The organism is Flavobacterium sp. UW10123 (assembly GCF_040538975.1).
Lineage (GTDB): Bacteria > Bacteroidota > Bacteroidia > Flavobacteriales > Flavobacteriaceae > Flavobacterium.
Window position 1 is genome coordinate 113,681 of sequence record NZ_JBEWQE010000015.1, and the last position, 13,128, is coordinate 126,808.

The 13,128-nt window shown below is 30.2% G+C and carries 16 protein-coding genes; 15 read left to right on the top strand and 1 reads right to left on the bottom strand.

All coding sequences use genetic code 11. The annotated features are described in order from the left end of the window. Positions 1-19 precede the first annotated feature (19 nt). From ABXT06_RS17865 to ABXT06_RS17900, 8 genes are all read left to right on the top strand, one after another. Positions 20-577, top strand: coding sequence for a DUF6046 domain-containing protein (locus ABXT06_RS17865; protein ID WP_250349118.1), 558 nt, complete (start codon positions 20-22; stop codon positions 575-577). Then, the gene (locus ABXT06_RS17870; protein WP_354591953.1) at positions 570-1,871 is read left to right on the top strand and encodes a hypothetical protein; all 1,302 of its coding nucleotides are present in this window, start codon (positions 570-572) and stop codon (positions 1,869-1,871) included. Before ABXT06_RS17865 ends, ABXT06_RS17870 begins: the two co-directional genes overlap by 8 nt. A 9-nt stretch (positions 1,872-1,880) precedes the next feature. After that, positions 1,881-2,879 (top strand): hypothetical protein, encoded by a 999-nt coding sequence (locus ABXT06_RS17875; protein WP_354591954.1) that lies wholly within the window; start codon positions 1,881-1,883, stop codon positions 2,877-2,879. Between the two features lie 2 nt (positions 2,880-2,881). Beyond that, positions 2,882-3,511 (top strand): DUF4280 domain-containing protein, encoded by a 630-nt coding sequence (locus ABXT06_RS17880; RefSeq protein WP_354591955.1) that lies wholly within the window; start codon positions 2,882-2,884, stop codon positions 3,509-3,511. A gap of 9 nt (positions 3,512-3,520) precedes the next feature. Beyond that, entirely contained in the window at positions 3,521-4,528 is a 1,008-nt protein-coding gene (locus tag ABXT06_RS17885) for a hypothetical protein (protein ID WP_354591956.1), read from the top strand. A gap of 10 nt (positions 4,529-4,538) precedes the next feature. Beyond that, positions 4,539-5,189, top strand: a complete 651-nt coding sequence (locus tag ABXT06_RS17890; RefSeq protein ID WP_354591957.1) for a hypothetical protein — start codon at positions 4,539-4,541, stop codon at positions 5,187-5,189. A gap of 72 nt (positions 5,190-5,261) precedes the next feature. Further along, complete coding sequence (locus ABXT06_RS17895; protein WP_354591958.1) at positions 5,262-5,972, top strand: hypothetical protein; 711 nt, start codon at positions 5,262-5,264, stop codon at positions 5,970-5,972. A gap of 35 nt (positions 5,973-6,007) precedes the next feature. Beyond that, on the top strand, positions 6,008-6,790 hold the full coding sequence (locus ABXT06_RS17900; protein ID WP_354591959.1) for a hypothetical protein: 783 nt from the start codon (positions 6,008-6,010) through the stop codon (positions 6,788-6,790). A 91-nt stretch (positions 6,791-6,881) separates the two neighbouring features. On the opposite strand, the gene ABXT06_RS17905 is transcribed toward ABXT06_RS17900, so the two are convergent. Beyond that, positions 6,882-7,682, bottom strand: a complete 801-nt coding sequence (locus ABXT06_RS17905; protein ID WP_354591960.1) for an XRE family transcriptional regulator — start codon at positions 7,680-7,682, stop codon at positions 6,882-6,884. Positions 7,683-7,964: 282 nt separating this feature from the next. On the opposite strand from ABXT06_RS17905, the gene ABXT06_RS17910 reads away from it, so the two are divergent. From ABXT06_RS17910 to ABXT06_RS17940, 7 genes are all read left to right on the top strand, one after another. Continuing rightward, entirely contained in the window at positions 7,965-8,540 is a 576-nt protein-coding gene (locus ABXT06_RS17910; protein WP_354591961.1) for a hypothetical protein, read from the top strand. Positions 8,541-8,616: 76 nt separating this feature from the next. Next, entirely contained in the window at positions 8,617-8,796 is a 180-nt protein-coding gene (locus ABXT06_RS17915) for a hypothetical protein (RefSeq protein ID WP_035690512.1), read from the top strand. Positions 8,797-9,098: 302 nt separating this feature from the next. Next, positions 9,099-10,427: a DUF2586 domain-containing protein gene (locus ABXT06_RS17920; protein ID WP_354591962.1), complete on the top strand. Its 1,329-nt coding sequence runs from the start codon at positions 9,099-9,101 to the stop codon at positions 10,425-10,427. A 97-nt stretch (positions 10,428-10,524) separates the two neighbouring features. Further along, complete coding sequence (locus ABXT06_RS17925; protein ID WP_008461938.1) at positions 10,525-10,950, top strand: hypothetical protein; 426 nt, start codon at positions 10,525-10,527, stop codon at positions 10,948-10,950. A 245-nt stretch (positions 10,951-11,195) separates the two neighbouring features. Next, positions 11,196-11,540, top strand: coding sequence for a hypothetical protein (locus ABXT06_RS17930; RefSeq protein ID WP_354591963.1), 345 nt, complete (start codon positions 11,196-11,198; stop codon positions 11,538-11,540). Between the two features lie 39 nt (positions 11,541-11,579). Continuing rightward, entirely contained in the window at positions 11,580-12,458 is an 879-nt protein-coding gene (locus tag ABXT06_RS17935; RefSeq protein WP_354591964.1) for a hypothetical protein, read from the top strand. Between the two features lies 1 nt (position 12,459). After that, complete coding sequence (locus ABXT06_RS17940) at positions 12,460-13,005, top strand: hypothetical protein (protein ID WP_354591965.1); 546 nt, start codon at positions 12,460-12,462, stop codon at positions 13,003-13,005. Positions 13,006-13,128 lie beyond the last annotated feature (123 nt).

Here is a 13,128-nt window from a genome sequence, read left to right on the forward strand (position 1 = left end):
ATAAAAAAACAAAATCATTATGAAATTCAATTTTAATGTAAACGAAATTTTAGAAGCCAAAGACATCGAATACAGCGGTATTAATTATAACGAATCTGAATCAAAAGATTTTATTATTGACAAAACAGGTGGTGAATTTAATCTTCGCGTTTTCGCTCCCTTAGTTTTTGAACCTCTAGTAAAAAACGATCTTAACCTGCCAAGCTTAAGAGTAGATGCCGTTACGGTAAATCTAAGCCGTTCTAAAATTATTAAGAAAGAAGGCGTTGAAGGAAGAGATTCAACCATAAAAGAACATATTACAAATGGCGATTTTAGCATTTCTATTGAAGGACTTATCGCTAATGAAACTGGAGACGAATATCCGAAAGAAAAACTGTTCTTATTGAAACAGTTTCTCAATGCTCCATATTCTTTAAGGGTAACACATGCGATTTTAAACCGATTTGGAATCTATGAATTAGTTATTGATTCTTATTCGATTCCTTCGATTTCGGGAACAAAAAACATCCAAAAATTTACGGCCAGCGCCACATCAGATGAAACTGTCGAACTAATAATCAGAGACAATGCTTAAACTCAATGCCAAAATTAAAGTTTACGAAACTGTACGGCTTATTCCCACATCTAAATTTTATGAATTCAATTATGTCAAAAATGTAAACATAAACAGTTCATACAAATCGCTTACCGATACGGCAACGATCGTAATGCCTCAGAAAGTGTATACCGATACAAAAGGATTTGACCAAAGTCTGTTTACAAATGCCAGCGGAGAAGAAAAAACAATTCATGATTTCTTTAAACTTGAAAGCTATATTGAAATATTTTTAGGATATGATGGCGATTACAAACCTGCTTTTAGAGGTTACATTACAGGAGTTCAATCAGATACCAATGCTGTAATAACTTGCGAAGATGCAATGTATGCTTTTAAAAAAGTAAAAGCCGTAAAAAACAATGATGTTCAGGATAAAAAGGACAATCTTAATCTTGTCGCCGTTAATCCAGCCACAAATGTCGATAATTTTAATCCTAAAACTTTCTTTGAAAAAAGAATTAAAGAACTGAAACTTCCTTTTAAAGTCAACGCTTTAGATGAAAATATTGGGAATATTATAGTTAATAGAAATCATAGTTTGGCTCAGGTTTTTGAAATGCTGAAAGACAAAGGAATTTACACCTATTTTAAAACCGAAATAACTGGCCCTGTTCTTACGATTACCAATAATCCCCAGCAACATACGGCTAATGAATTATCTGGATTTATTAATCGCAATTTCATCAAAAGTCCGTTGGCAGGCGCCCTTGTAAAAAAACTGATTAATGAAGGTTTAAATCTTCTTGGTTCTCAGTTAAACAAAGCCATTCAATCTATTTCTGGAGGTTTTTCTGGTAGAGTAAATTTCAGATTTCGTCATAACATTATCGAAGATAAGTTGGTTGTTGTCAACGAATCAGCAAAAAATACCCGAACACGAGTTGAAAAATACTTTAAGAATTCAAACAGTCCGATTTACATTGAACTAGGAGATCCTAACGGCCAGCTTTTAAAAACACATGTTTTACACAGTGATAACGAAAATCTCCCAAATGATCCTGCATTATTTGAAAAAACAACAACAGAAATTGCTTCAGAATTATACCAATATGGCGCTTTAAGAGCAATGCAATCTAAACCAAATGGTTTTGAAGGCTATATCTTGACTTTTGGTGAGCCCTTTGTTCGTCCGACAGATAAGGTGATTCTTGAAAATGCAAAAGACAAAGAAAAAAATGGAACTTTTCAGGTTGAAAAAGTAGAACGCAGTTATGGCGAAAATGGCTATAGACAGAAAATTTATTTAGGAAGAAGAGTCGAATCTGTATAAAAATTGAAAATGGGAAATATAAAAGATTTAATAAAAAATGTTGCCAGCAGTAATCAGAACATTGAAACTTTTGCGGCTAAAGTCATTGAAATAAACAAGGAAGAAGAATCGCTCCACAATCCAGAAGATGCATATACGGTAAACATTATGCGAGCCGATGGCGCCATTATTAAAAATGTGCGCCTAAAAGCATCTATTCAGGATCTGGAACAGGGAATTATTACAATCCCTAAAAAAGACAGCTGGGTTTTGGCTTCTATTATTGATGGTGTTGAAACGAGGGCGTTTATTTCGCAATATGCGGAAGTAGATCGAATAATGGGAAGAATCCAAGCCGTAAACGATCCAAAATTGTTTTTTGATTATAGTGCTGATGGAAACAGACTTCATATTCGCTACATCAAAGCAGATGATCTGTCCGAAATTAATGAAACAAAGATTATTGACGTTGCTAAAATAGAATTTAATGAAAGTCAAAATTTAAAAATCAGCTATTTTGATGAGGATGAAAAACCTTTAGCAATTACTCATTTTACTTCTGATAGCCTAACAACGACTTTTAATTCAATAGAAAATAAAGAAACTAAAGAACGTTTAACCTTAAATGTTTCTAAAGACAACGTTTCTCTTAAATTTAAAAATGATAAAGGCATAGAATTAAATTCTATGCAAGTAGCACCAGAGAAATACAATATTTTATTAAAAAATGATGAAGATAAAAAACAAGCTTCATTAGCTATTGAAAAAAATAGAATTGCTGGATATCTATTTGAAGAAGATGAACTTAAAAAATTAGCTCTTGAATTAAACGGAGAAAGCGACAGCATTCGTCTAAAAAAAGACGATCAAAATTTACTCGAACTAAAAGGCAAAACTGCTATTAACATAAAGACTGAAGGAGATATTAATATAGAAGCAAAAAATATAAATATGAAATCTACAGAAAAGATTAATATCAGTGCTTCTGGAGATACTATCATTACAGGCAACAATGTAAAAATAAACTAACTATGGGATTAAAATATGTCTGCAATGGCGCTTCATGTATGTGCGACCAAGGTTCTGCACCTAGTACTTTAGATGTTAGCTCTCAAAATACTATTGTTATTCAAGAAAAATTAATGGCTACAGAAGATGATATCACTTTTAACAATCCTTTTGGAAATTGCAAAATAAAAAATAATTATCCATGTATTCCTGATATAAAGACTAAATGGGATGATCTTTCAAGTACTGTATTGGGGAAAAATAAAAAAGTCTTATTAGAAAACTCAGAATTAACATGTGCTGTTGGAGGTAAGATTAAAATTACAGATTCTCTTCAAACAGGATCAAAAATAGTTATATTTGACAATTATTCTCCCCCTGTAGTAACACCTTTAAAAAAAGAAATCTTAAGTGTTAATTGGAAAAATAATGATTTGGAAAATGAGATAGATTCGGCAAACATTGGCGACAAAGTAAGCCTTGTTGTAGAAACAAAAAACTACAATGAAGGTGAAACAGTAGTCATTGTAATAGATGAAGCAAACGGCAAAAATATTAAATCAAACACCAAACTAGTAAAATTTAGTGGAGAGGTAAATGCTGATGGTTTTGCGATTTTAAAAGAAGAAATCTCAATTGAAAATGAAAATTAGTTACTACAAATGGAAAGAATATTTAGAATAAAAGAAGTAAATGGAGATACTAGTTTTCAAGATAAAACGTTAGTTGTAGATAAGAAAAAAATAAACCTTTTAATTGTTTTGGATGATGACAGTATAGAACAATTTAGCGATGTAAAAAATGACATTTGGGTTGTAAAGTACATTAGAACATTTGCTGATATTCAATTTTTTAAAGAACTTAATAACAAATACGAATATAAAAACATTTGTATTGTTCATCATGGATATACTTATTCAGATCGTTCTTTCAATGATGCAAACAAAGTACACTTGGACACTGCGGTTATGAAAGAAATAAAGAAAGCGATTTTATTAGCAGGTGAAGAACCTGCAGAAATTGATGATAAATATATAACTGATGTTTTTGAGAAAAGCAAAACTATTACAGTATTTAATATTGAGTCAGCTGATAAATCTAAAAAAAAGATTATCGGTGTTCCTAAAAAATGGATTGAAGCCTTTTTTAGCTTAAAAATAATAATAAATGAATTACTTGACAATGGCTGTTTGTTCTCTGTAGCCTGCTGGGAAGGAAAAACTCCTGATTTCTTAATTGAATTAGCTAGTTTTTCAAATAAAAAAATTAAAGTTTTTGGATGCACTAATTACGTCAAGGTTAGTCAAAATAATGATTATAGACAACAGGGAAAGTTAATTTATAATGGATATGGTTCAATTTTAAACAACTTTTTAGTTGCTTCTGAAGACTGGATAAGAACAGATGGGTGGATATATTACGACTCCGAAGAAAAAAAAACAGTTACAACAAAAAAAGATTTATGGATATACAGTAAAAATCGTTCAAAAATATATGACTTAATAGATCGAAAAAAAGAATTAACAAAAAATCAAAGTGATAAATTAGAATATGCTCAGCAATATTTTTCAAATTCGTGGGAGACGTTTTATATAAAAAAATATGGGAAAAATAATTTTGACTTATGGAAAAAGGGAGTAGAAAATAAGTATCCTGATTTTAAACAATAAATTTATAAAAATGAAAAAAAATATTTTAAGTTTAATCTTCTTAGTATCGTTTATAGTGAATGCGCAAAATAAGTCGCAAAACAACAAATTATCTGAATCTAAAGTCAATCTTAAAAAAGAAAATATTACAACTTTTAATCTTTCAAAACGAATTAATTTATATCCATTTAATAAATCCTCTCAGATAAAAATTATTTCTTATAACTTAAATTTAAATAACGAAAATGTAGTCACAAGTTTAATAACTGACACAATAAACAAAAAACATGAAACCAATATAACAAATCTAGAATATAAAACTCCTTTTGAATTACCGAGAAAGAATTTAGATTCGTTATCCCTAGAAAATGTAGCTCAAATAAAAACGTTAACATTTCCTCAAATCGAAAAGCTGTCAGACATCTTATACAACACTTGTTCAAAATTGAATATAAGTTGTTCAGAAATTACCAGAGGTTGCTATCTACCTAGAAATGCTATTCTTTTCTTTGATGAGAATAACAAAGTATTTGATTATTTAGAAATTTGCTTTGAATGCAAAACAAAAGAAACTTTTGGTGAAATTGAAAATTTAGATTTGAGTGACAATATGTATAAGCACCTAGAAAAATATTTTAATGCACTTGGAGTAAAAACTAAATATAACTTAACTGTAAAATAAATTCAAAATAAAAGACTCTTTGTGAATCTTTATTTTTTTTATATTAAAAGAAAAAAAAACGTCCTTAACAATATGAACTTACAAAAGATATTTAGTAGGTTAATTTTATTCTTTGCATTTATAACTAATGCACAAGAAAAAAAGCTAAAAGAATTACGAGATAATTATTGTGATACGAATTGTGAATTTTATCATGAAAATCTAAAACTTCTCGATAGTTTATTGAATACGCCTCCGCCACCTCCAGATCCAAGCAAACCAAGCGATACTTTAGTCCCTTTTTTCAAGATACCTTTAGAAGAAAGAAAAAAATTGTTTCCTTTTTCAAAATATGATTCTGTATACGTCGTTACACCAAAATACTATGCCGATAAAGAGCCTCGAAATTATCTCAAACCAAAATTTCACGATTCAAAAAAACTGGTTATAAAAGAACAGATGAATAAAATTTCAGATATTCTTTTTAACTACTATTTAATAAAATATGACAATGTAACTATTATAAATTACAAAAAAACATTACGCGGTCGTATAGAAAATACCTATCCTAAAATTATTTTACTATTTGTAAAAAATGGAAAACCCAAAGATTACATCGCATTTCCTAGTCAAATATTTCGAAGAACAAGTTTTAGCAATAAAGAATTAGAAGGCTTGGATCTTTGTGCTGAAAAAGAAAAACTTATTATGGAAATGTTTGGAGCAAATTTAGAAGAACCTCAAGAAGAGTTAACACCAAGGGATGAAGACGGCATATTAAATGATGCCTATAAAGAAAATTAAAATCTACCATCATAAATCAGTTTTAAAAGTCACAAATGAAAAAATCACTCTCTTTGATATCTATTGTTTTAACCCTCTTATCTTGTAACAAGGATAAAAAAGATTTAAAAATAGAACTGTTAACTAATGAGATAGTTTGTGTAGATAATTTAAAAAGCTATGATTTTATAGAAACTCGTTATCAGCCAAATAAAGAGTACGATAGTTTATCAAAAAATATAATTCACTATAGCATAACTAACAATTCTGATAAAAAATATTTCATAATGTTTAATGAGAATTCTATTGGAACATTGGAGCGAGATCTTTATCGTGAAGCTGTTGGGAAAAAGGATTTTTCTCCATTAAATTCGTTAGATTTTAGTTTGTACAAAAATAATACGGTACTAGACGGACGTTCTACAAGAGCAGAAATATTTTGTGGTACTATGACAGGTTTTGAAATCCAACAAAGAGAAGCTCTTATTGATAATTTTCTTAAGAAAAACAAACTTGACAGATTTTACACTTTTAAGGAAATTGGTTTTCGAGATGGATCATTACAAGGTTTTGTTCTCTATCCTCAACAAACAAAATATTTTACTTCAATAATTAATTTACCATACAGAGATGACCAAAGATGGTTCTCTAATATAGAAAAACTGAAACCAAATCAGGGATCAATTTCTCTAAAAAATGATTCCATATTCACCAAATCTAAAATAACTGAGGATCAAAAAAGAGAAATCAAAGAAAATGGATATGTTTTATTTGATGGTAAAATATATTCAAATAGAGTTCCTGTCAAATTAGTATATTTAAAGAGTAAAACAGAATAGAGTACATCAAAACATATATCAAATAAAAAAGAGAAAGCCTTATTGTTTAAGACTTTCTCTTTTTCATTTATAAGCGTAAACTTTTACTAGTTTAATTCAACTTCTTTTTCAGAGCCTCTTCCAATTCAAAATATTTACTTTCGAGTGCATGAAGCTTTTCATAAATATTGATTGGATCGGGCATTTGTCTGGATGCATACATACTTGCGTACCAAACCTCCAGAATGTCTTCGGCATAAATAGAATACATTGGATAATTTCCGTCTCTATTATCAGATTTTAATATCAATTTTCCGCTTTCTCTAATTCTATTTAAAACCCTTTTTACCACTACTCCATCATTCTTACTGACGATAACATAAATTCTTCCGTCAAGAATATCATCAAAATTATCTACATATTTTCCAAAAAGGTAATCTCCATCATGTATTGTGGTTGACATCGAATTTCCTTTAATCTCAAAACATCTATAAGTTCCGTTTTTAAGCATCGGCATACTAAAAGAAGGAAGGCTTTCCATATATTCAGGATCAGCATATCCGTCTAGATAACCTGCTCGGGCTTTTACTCCAACAAAATTGATGTTTTCATCGCCTTCTTCATTTACTGTTATAATTTTCGGTACATGTAAACTAACCGCATTACTAGATTTATTCGCAAAAATATCTTCACTATCTCCAAAAAAATATTCTGGATTTACATGACAATGCGTAATAATACTTTGAAGAAGATCAAAACCTGGTTTGGTTCTTTTTCTTTCTCCATCGGCTTGTAGTCTTCCAATTGTGATACTGTCTATAGTTGTACTTGTAACTCCAATTAACTTCGCAAATGAGTTATTGTTCAACTTCATTTCGTCTATAATACGTTTTATTTTATCATGTATTTCCATACTGCAACTCGTTTATCGTTTTATGTAATATGTTTTACTTAAAGCAAAACTTCAAGTATATGTTGCAAAGCTACACAATATATGACTAATAATCACAATTTTAAATAAAAATTTCACAAAACACTGATTATCAATACTTAAATTTTAACAAAAACAGGAACTATCATACATATTCACAGTCAAACAGTTAAATCATATTACTGAAATTACTGCAATTTTATACGTAATATGTTTGCAAAACCAAAACATATGTTTTAAATTTGCTTAAAAATAATCCAACATATGATTTTAAAAGAATTTTATAACGAAAAGAAAAACGCCATTGAAACAGAATTTAATTCTGATGCGTTTACAGTTCATTTATATAGTGACGCTGTTTTTAAAACATCTATAGAAAAACCTGTAGTAATGTTTAAGTATGACAATATAGCTTGGGAAACCTCTTCTGAAAAAAACTACAAAGCAGATGTCTCTTTTTGTCTTTATGTTGTAATGCCAATCGGAAGTGCTCTTTCTCCAAATTATGAAGAGGTTTTTGAAATTGCGCAACGTATTGATAAATCTATATTATCAGTAAATAACAATAATACGCTTATTGATACTAATTCAACTTTTAAGGTAAAAGAAAAACAATACAGCAATGAGTATGATTACTGGAATAAAAACGATTATTTCATTTGGGAGATTGCTTATAAAACGACTTTGATCGAAAACAGTTTAAAAAAGAAATACATCCTTTTCAATAACGGATTGAGTAATGAAGAATTGGAAGAACTCGGTTACAATCTAACTTCAGATATAATCGAAATAAATCCAAATCAAGTTGAAGGAAATGTCGATTTAAGTACCAATATTTAGTCTGATAGAACTGCAGCACAACTATACAAAGCCATTTGAAACAAAAAAATAAACATACATTCTAAACCGAAAAATCATGAAAAGAAGCAGAACATTATTAGACAAAAGGAGAGATTATGTTATGAACTATATTAACACTAATCAAGCCAAACAAATGAAGGTTGTAGTTGCAGAACTTTCAGACACTTTATTCCTTACAGAACGCACTATTTATACGATCATAAACGAAGGTCTTGCTACAGAAGCAAAAGCATAAAGCACTGAAACTACTGGTATTTGCACTTCAAAAAATTGGAAAATCAGGTATTGAGACCTAAATTTGTTCTCACAAACAAAAGATAAATTTTACCGCAGGCCTAAGGTAAAATGAAATTAAAGAACCATATATTACAGAAGGTTCAAAACTTACAATCCAAAACTTTTGGATTAAGAATACAATCACATTTTCAAGTCATAAATATTCATACTAACAAATTTAACTATTTGTTACAGCCATTCTTTTGCCCTTTCTGAGCAAAACCCAAAAACACATTTTAAACATTTAAAACAATTTATATTATGAGTACATTAAACGATGTAGTAATTACCAAATTATCAGGCGGATTAGGAAGAAGAAATCCTGAGCAGGACATGGTTTCAGGATTGCTTTTTAGCGGTCTAGAAACTTCAAAATTAAAATTTGACCAAATCCAGCGCTTAGCATCGTTAGAAGATGCTGAAAATCTTGGCATCACAGAAAACTACGACATCAAGGGACAATCTGCTTATTACCAAATTCAGCAGTTTTTCAGAATGAATCCTTCTGGCGATTTATATGTTATGCTTGTAGGCACAGAAGTGTATGGTGATACTGTCAAAAAAGCAATGAGCATGCAGGAAAAAGCAAACGGAAACATTCGTCAAATGGCAATTATCTTTTCTGGCGATACCACATTTGCTCAAACAAAAGATGCATTAGCCATTGCACAAGAACAGGCAGATCTTGCCTATACCGATTATATGCCATTTGAAATCATTTTAGAAGGAAAAGGTTTTAATCCTGCTATAGAAGCAGATTCACCTTCTTTAGCTTTATTAAATTCAGAAAATGTTTCTGTCGTGATTGCTATGGATATTGAAAAAGCTTTTGAACAAAAATTAATTCAGCAAGACACCAACAAAGCTTACATTTTGAAATCAGGTGAAGAATTAGTTCCTTCTCAAAGCTCTTCAGACATTTACAATGTAAGAGATGCTGATGGCTTGAAAAAAGACGGTTCAGTTGTTCTTGAATTTGCATTCCAAGAATCATACAAAAATACTGCTGCAGTTGGATTAGCTTTAGGAGCTTTATCTAAAGCAAAAGTATCTGAAAACATCGCTTGGATCGAAAAATTCAATCTAACAGGCAACGGATTTGCAAAACCAGGTTTTGTTGGCGGAAAAGAAATTAAATCTCTTGGAGACTTAAGAACTTTAAACGAAAAAAGATACATTTTTACGCAAACTCACACAGGTTTAGCTGGAGTATATTTTAATGACAGCCACACTTGTACAACTGGAACTTCCGATTTCGCTTATATCGAAAACAACCGTACTGTAAACAAAGCAACTCGTTTATTGCGCACTGCTTTATTGCCAAAATTGGCTTCTCCGGTTTTAGTTGATATTGATGGTAAATTACCTCAATCTGTTTCTAAAAGTTTCGAAGATTTATGCAGAAATGCATTAGAAGGAATGGTGGCTAATCAGGAAGTGTCTGCTTTTGATGTTTATGTAGATCCGAAACAAAACATTTTGTCAACTTCTGAATTAAAAGTAAAAGCCGAAATCACTCCTGTTGGAACTGCGCGTAAGATTATGGTCGATTTAGGATTCAAAAATCCTTTCGGAATTGACAAAGCATAATTTTTATAAATTATAATTTCTAAAAACAATAAAGACATCTAAATGTGATAGTCACTAAACGTTGTCTCAAATATCAAAAACAAACAAAAGCTACACTATGAATAAATTGCCATTAATTAACGGACAACAACACAGCTGGTCATCAATTGAAGTAAGCATTGCAGGTAATATTGTTACTGGTATTACAGCAGTAAATTACAGCGACTCAGTTTCTAAAGAAAACCATTACGGAGCTGGTGACATGCCAGTACATAGAGGAAGAGGGAAATATGAAGCAAAAGCTTCGATCACTTTATATAATTACGAAGTAGAAGCTATTTTAGCTGCTTTGCCAAAAGGACAAAGATTACAGGATATTAACCCTTTCAGTATCATTGTAAGCTACTTAGATGATAGCAACGAAGTTATCACACATACAGTGAGAAATTGCGAGTTCAACTCAAACAGCAGAGGAATTAGCCAAGGAGACACTAAGATTGCTGTTTCTTTCGATTTGATCTGTTCTCATATTGAGTGGAACTAATCTGCTAAAAATACTTTCCTAAACCATAAAAGCTGTTTAAGAAAACCGACTCAAAGAGAAAACCAAACTCATCGCGTTACGCAAAAAAGAAGTTCTAAGCAACATGATTTTTGCAGCAAATTATTTTATCAGCTCTTTTAGCAGTCCGTTTTAAACAGTCTAATTACTTCAGAAGACTGCCTTGAGCATTTCGTCCTGAAATATAGCTCAGGCAGTCTCTTTTTTAATAAAAAAAACATTTCAGAATGGAAAAAACAGCTCCAGAAAAAACCGAAGTTCTTGACGGAAATATTACTCAGGCACAATTAAACCAATGGAAATTCAAACACAATAAAGTAGTCAAACTCACTATTAAAGATGATGACGACACTACCCTTTTTGCCTATTTCAAAAAACCAGATATCAGTATTCGTTCAGCAGTATTACAAGCTTCAAAAATGGATGAATTTAAAGCTCTGGAAGTCCTTTTTAAAAACTGTTATCTAGGCGGTGATGGTAAAATCGAACAAGAAGACGATTTACGTCTTAACATCACCACAGCATTTTCAGACCATATTCAGCCAAAACCTGTAAAAGTAGAAATTCTCTAAAAAAGCATCTTTTTATCTCTTTCTGTAAAAACCAAAATCATGATTATTAAAAACCATACGATAGAACTAAATGACACCAGCGCTTCTGAAATGGCAAGGTTTAGACAAATTATGCTCAACATTTGGAGACAGCAGATTGAGGATGATAGGAATGCTGCAGAGATGGAGAAGTTTGTTAAACAAAATGACAAGACTTATACAAAGACATTTTATGCTGACGAATCAAATAAATTTGATCAAACCACGTTAATTGATTCTAAACAATACTCGGGAAACTTCTATTCAAAAAATGGTCTATATTTAGGCAATAATGGAGAATTAAACAATATAGTTTATGTAGTTGAAAATGATGGATATAAAATTTATGACACAGGAAATAAGACTGCTGAAACTAAAATGGATATAAGCAAGCTAATTAATTTTACTGAAAAAACAGGACTCTCACATTCACAGATGCTAGATAGAGCCAATTGGATTTATGCAGAAGGCGGATATAAAATTCCTGAGTTTTATGCCTACACTATAGAAAATGCATATAATGACAAAAGTATAGGGAAGAAAAATGAAAATCGAGTTTATTTTTATTTAATGCAAGATGCAAGTGGAAGACTTGAAAAAGATAAGTATCTTTCGGGAGGTTATTCAAATCAAACGGGCAAACGTTTTTGGAACGCGAGAGGTACAACTTTAATGGATGAAGATATGAGAAACACAATAGCCGCTGTAATTAAATCAAAGTTATATCCTGAAAAAGACCCAACTGGTGGTACCAATTCTTGGTTAGGCTATAAAAATGGAGAGCATGAAGGAGAATATTATATAAAATCTCTTGATTCAAGACATTTCTTTCAAAAAAGAGAATATGGAAAATCTCTAAAAAAAACCAACACTGAAAAAAAATACAAAACGATTGAATAAAATGAAAAAATATTACGTTATCATTATTATATTACTATATACATTATCTAGTTGTATCTCTGAAAACAAACCGACAAAAAAAGAGCAGGATCTTAAAAATCTTTTAAAAGAAAATAAAATTAATATTGACAACTATAGTCTAGTCAATCAACAAGAGATAAAATATTATGTCAAAGGTTTTACAATGACTAATAGCAAAGATTCATTAAAATTACAAAAAGTAAAAATAGCTGATAACGTTTTTTTCAACACATATGAATATACCCCTTCTGATTATAAAAAATTCCATGATGATTTTTTTACTATAAAAAATAACAAAATAAGTATAGATGAAATTGTAAAAAAAAATAATGTGGATTTAAAATATTCTAATCCATATTTTTATATTTCAACAACTTACACATTTAAGAATGCTACGAGCAAGGAAAGCATTCTTATATTAGAAGCTATAAATCGAACACATTATATGAATAAAGAAGTTGTTAGTTATTTTATTATAAAGAACACCTCTAAACCAACCGTCTTATTACTCTATGATACTAATTAAAATTACAAATTTAAGATTGTTTTTTGCGATTAAAAATGGTTAGAATTATCAATATTACAATCAAAAAGCAAGAGGATGGGATTAAGAATAAATAAATTAGTTTTTTTCGAAATAGTTTTTTTT

Coding starts and splice junctions, on each gene's coding strand:
- ABXT06_RS17865 (WP_250349118.1), top strand. CDS start 20: ATGAAATTCAATTTTAATGTAAACGAAATTTTAGAAGCCAAAGACATC.
- ABXT06_RS17870 (WP_354591953.1), top strand. CDS start 570: ATGCTTAAACTCAATGCCAAAATTAAAGTTTACGAAACTGTACGGCTT.
- ABXT06_RS17875 (WP_354591954.1), top strand. CDS start 1,881: ATGGGAAATATAAAAGATTTAATAAAAAATGTTGCCAGCAGTAATCAG.
- ABXT06_RS17880 (WP_354591955.1), top strand. CDS start 2,882: ATGGGATTAAAATATGTCTGCAATGGCGCTTCATGTATGTGCGACCAA.
- ABXT06_RS17885 (WP_354591956.1), top strand. CDS start 3,521: ATGGAAAGAATATTTAGAATAAAAGAAGTAAATGGAGATACTAGTTTT.
- ABXT06_RS17890 (WP_354591957.1), top strand. CDS start 4,539: ATGAAAAAAAATATTTTAAGTTTAATCTTCTTAGTATCGTTTATAGTG.
- ABXT06_RS17895 (WP_354591958.1), top strand. CDS start 5,262: ATGAACTTACAAAAGATATTTAGTAGGTTAATTTTATTCTTTGCATTT.
- ABXT06_RS17900 (WP_354591959.1), top strand. CDS start 6,008: ATGAAAAAATCACTCTCTTTGATATCTATTGTTTTAACCCTCTTATCT.
- ABXT06_RS17905 (WP_354591960.1), bottom strand. CDS start 7,682: ATGGAAATACATGATAAAATAAAACGTATTATAGACGAAATGAAGTTG.
- ABXT06_RS17910 (WP_354591961.1), top strand. CDS start 7,965: ATGATTTTAAAAGAATTTTATAACGAAAAGAAAAACGCCATTGAAACA.
- ABXT06_RS17915 (WP_035690512.1), top strand. CDS start 8,617: ATGAAAAGAAGCAGAACATTATTAGACAAAAGGAGAGATTATGTTATG.
- ABXT06_RS17920 (WP_354591962.1), top strand. CDS start 9,099: ATGAGTACATTAAACGATGTAGTAATTACCAAATTATCAGGCGGATTA.
- ABXT06_RS17925 (WP_008461938.1), top strand. CDS start 10,525: ATGAATAAATTGCCATTAATTAACGGACAACAACACAGCTGGTCATCA.
- ABXT06_RS17930 (WP_354591963.1), top strand. CDS start 11,196: ATGGAAAAAACAGCTCCAGAAAAAACCGAAGTTCTTGACGGAAATATT.
- ABXT06_RS17935 (WP_354591964.1), top strand. CDS start 11,580: ATGATTATTAAAAACCATACGATAGAACTAAATGACACCAGCGCTTCT.
- ABXT06_RS17940 (WP_354591965.1), top strand. CDS start 12,460: ATGAAAAAATATTACGTTATCATTATTATATTACTATATACATTATCT.